Annotated in this window: 3 protein-coding genes and 1 pseudogene; 3 read left to right on the forward strand and 1 reads right to left on the reverse strand. The window is 52.0% G+C overall.

Annotated features, from left to right (window positions below):
* From ACYQ0J_RS00495 to ACYQ0J_RS00505, 3 genes are all read left to right on the forward strand, one after another.
* A partial coding sequence (locus ACYQ0J_RS00495; protein ID WP_460170258.1) for a hypothetical protein occupies positions 1 to 391 on the forward strand: 391 nt, incomplete at its 5' end.
* Positions 370 to 1563: a hypothetical protein gene (locus ACYQ0J_RS00500; protein ID WP_460170259.1), complete on the forward strand. Its 1194-nt coding sequence runs from the start codon at positions 370 to 372 to the stop codon at positions 1561 to 1563. The genes ACYQ0J_RS00495 and ACYQ0J_RS00500, both read left to right, overlap by 22 nt.
* Positions 1551 to 2939 carry a DNA cytosine methyltransferase gene (locus tag ACYQ0J_RS00505; protein WP_460170260.1) on the forward strand — a complete coding sequence of 463 codons (1389 nt, stop codon included), beginning with the start codon at positions 1551 to 1553 and terminating at the stop codon, positions 2937 to 2939. The genes ACYQ0J_RS00500 and ACYQ0J_RS00505 overlap by 13 nt, the downstream gene beginning before the upstream one ends.
* On the opposite strand, the pseudogene ACYQ0J_RS00510 reads toward ACYQ0J_RS00505, so the two are convergent.
* Positions 2924 to 3091, reverse strand: a pseudogene (locus ACYQ0J_RS00510) (IS1634 family transposase); the annotation flags it as partial. The gene ACYQ0J_RS00505 and the pseudogene ACYQ0J_RS00510 sit on opposite strands and share 16 nt — an antisense overlap.
* Positions 3092 to 3161 lie beyond the last annotated feature (70 nt).

Raw genomic sequence — 3161 nt, forward strand, 5'->3', positions numbered from 1 at the left:
CCCCCGAGAGGAGGGAGGCGTGAAGCGGAAGCGCCTGGCGGAGCTGGTGAGGGAGGAGGCGGGGGACCTTCAGGAGGCTCCCGCCCCCCGGGAGGAGAAGCCCGGGGAGGCCCCTCCCGGGGGGGGCCTCGAGGCCTCCCCGAAGGGGGAAGGCCCCAGGGAGCGCCCCCTCCCCCCCTACCTCACCTACGTCCGCAAGGAGTGCCGCCTCCGCCCCGACCAGCTGGACGCCCTCACCGCCCTGGCCCGGAGGCTCAACCGGGAAAGGAAGGGGAAGGGGGAGCGGATCACGGAGAACACCTTGATAAGGATAGCTGTTGACGAACTCCTCAAGTCCTCCTACAAAGAAATCGCCGAAATACTGAGCAGGTGCACGGAAGCGAGGGGTTGAACATGCAAAGTTTAGCAAGACTAATTACAGACACCCAGCTTAAAGAGGTTTGGACCAGCCAAGGCAAAGAGGCGCTTACCGTTCTAGCTCAAAAAGAGGGGGTGAAAATGGACGAGCACTTACTGGAGAATCTCCTTTTGCAAGCTAGAGATCTTGCGGGAAGTGAGCTTTTGGATAATGAAAAGCCTGAGGCCGTTATTGATAGCTTTTGGAGAAAAGTAAAAACGAACAGTATCCTTTTAACGAAGGAAGACTACCTCCGGGCCACTGTAATAGCCCTCTCTTTTGCACACCGCTTTGCTAGAACGGACTTCGGATCGTCAAGGCAACGTGGTTTTGGGCAACTCTGGGGGGATACGATTCAGGGCATTCTTGGTGAAATCGCCTTCCGGAAGTTTATGAAGTCATTCACGTCTGGGAGGGTAATCCCCATTTTAGACGCAAGCGAAGAAAGGCTTGAGGTAGCTCTAAGTGCCGACATAGTACAAGTCATCCTGGAAGGGAAACCAATAAATCCCAAAAGAAGGATTAGTATTAAAACTACAAAACTCAATGGTCGCTGGTTGGATGTACCCTACGCTCAAAATAGGCATAGTGACATTTATGTTCTGGTTAAAATTGGAACTAACGCTGACACGCTCTTCAACTTCTTGGCGAATATAGGAGCGTTTGAGCGGGTTTTAACAGTCTATCGAGAAAGCAAACTTACCCAAATTGAACATATTTTCCTTAATGAGCACGACGCGCTCGAGAGAGCTAAGGCAAAAATAGAGCAGATGAAGCAAACAGACATCGTTTTGCTGGCCTTTATGGCTGGCTGGCAGGAAAAGAGCCGGCTAAGTCAAACATTTAAAGCTTACAAACACAATGCACGAAGAGCCCGCAAAAAAATTACCATCTATAGCGGGATTGGCACTATTTCATCCGGCAACGTGCAAGTTGACAAAATCAACTGGGAAGATCTAAGTTTGGATCCTCGCCTGAAAGATGGAGATTTGAAAGTTAAGTTCTATCCTATAGAAGAATTCTCAAGTAGCCAGCATGCGCTGTGTAGCACAGATCTACTTATAAGCAACTTGAACTGCGTCGCAGAACTTCTTTCTATTCCCGAAGCTGAGGGGGGATATGAATCCATTCCCGTATCCCAAGGAGGACCTGAATGCGCACGGTGAGCCTCTTTACTGGTGCAGGAGGCCTTGACTGGGGCTTCCGAGTCCTGGGCTTTGACACAGTATTCGGCATAGACATAAAGCATGATGCGGCCAGGACTTTCCGTAGAAATTTTGGGATACCTATCTCCATGGGTCCCCTGCTTAAGGCAGGCTATTACTCCGTTGGAGATGTCTCCTACTCAAATCTGGAAACTCCCATCCCCCCTCCGACTGTCTTACTAGGGGGCCCACCTTGCCAAGACTTTTCCATCATGAGGGGCATAGATCAAGAGCGAGGAGGAACCCAAACCCTCAGGGGCAAGCTCTACTTGCACTTTTCCCGGTACTTGGCGGTCCTCAAACCCCTAGCGTTCGTTTTTGAGAATGTACCCGGCCTCCTTTCTTCTAATTCTGGGAAGGATATAAGTGCAATCCTAGAGGACTTCAAAGACCTACGCTCTTTACCTGAGCGGTGGAAGAAGCAATATAATGTGGCGCCCCACCAAACACCCCCCCCTCCCGAGGACCTCCTCAACGAAGCTGACAGAGGAGATATACCCTCTTACCATATAGTATTTTCAGACATAGTGGACGCATCCTGGCACGGCGTCCCCCAGCGGCGCAAGCGGCTTTTGATTGTTGGATTCCGTGGAGACCTTCCGATACGAATGGACCACCTTTTGGCAATTGAAGAGGCCTTTGCTGGATCTCCCGCGCTCAGAAAGTATCCCCTTACGGCCTTAGAAGCCCTCGAAGGCGCCATCCTGCCAGAACTGAGAAACATTTACCGCGAAATCCTCTCAGAGTATAGTGGCCTTTTCTCAGGAAATGACCCTATAAGCGACTATCTCCATCTCCACAAGGGCAAGCCCAGCGATCCCCTCTTTGACCGAGCTATGGAGGAGCACGAAGCTACAATTCGGCTTTTAGGGTGGAAGGGAATATCTCTAACTCTAACGCCTCCGGATGGTTTTCCAGATGGATCTCACTCCCTTCCCAAGGAGCAGGAAGCTGTGCTTGCTCGCATGTGGCAGATTCCTCCTGGGAAAAACCACGTAGCCGTCCGTGGCACAGAGCATGAAGTAGAAGGACGAGGATTCAGCCTCGTATACAAACGGCTCCACCCGCTCCTTCCTGCCTACACAGTTGTGGCTCACGGGGGAGGAGGAACTTGGGGCTACCATTACCGAAGAAGTAGAAGCAGGCTCACCAATCGTGAGCGAGCAAGGCTCCAAAGCTTTCCCGATGCGTTCTGGTTTGAGGGAAAAACATCAGAGGTTCGGTCTCAGATTGGCGAGGCTGTGCCTCCCCTTCTCTCTTTAAAAATTGCAAAGATCATACAAAACGTCCTTGAAGATGTTACCCACATTCCGCACGTCTCTCACTCTAGCAGGTAATATCGCCCAGCCCCCAGAAGGTGCATTACGATCTCGTGATAGGGAGCCAGGTTGAGGACCCGCTATCGCCTCCCCAGCTCCACCAGCCGCACCCACATGAGTTGAAACACCCAGGGCAAGGTGGGCTTAGCCGTGGGTCTCCCCTTGTGGTTGAGGTCGTACACCTGTGGGTTAGGTGTGGCTTCCATCCAAAAATTCTACCCGTGAGGGGAAGGGGTGCGG

It is taken from the genome of Thermus sp. FJN-A, from assembly GCF_054655095.1.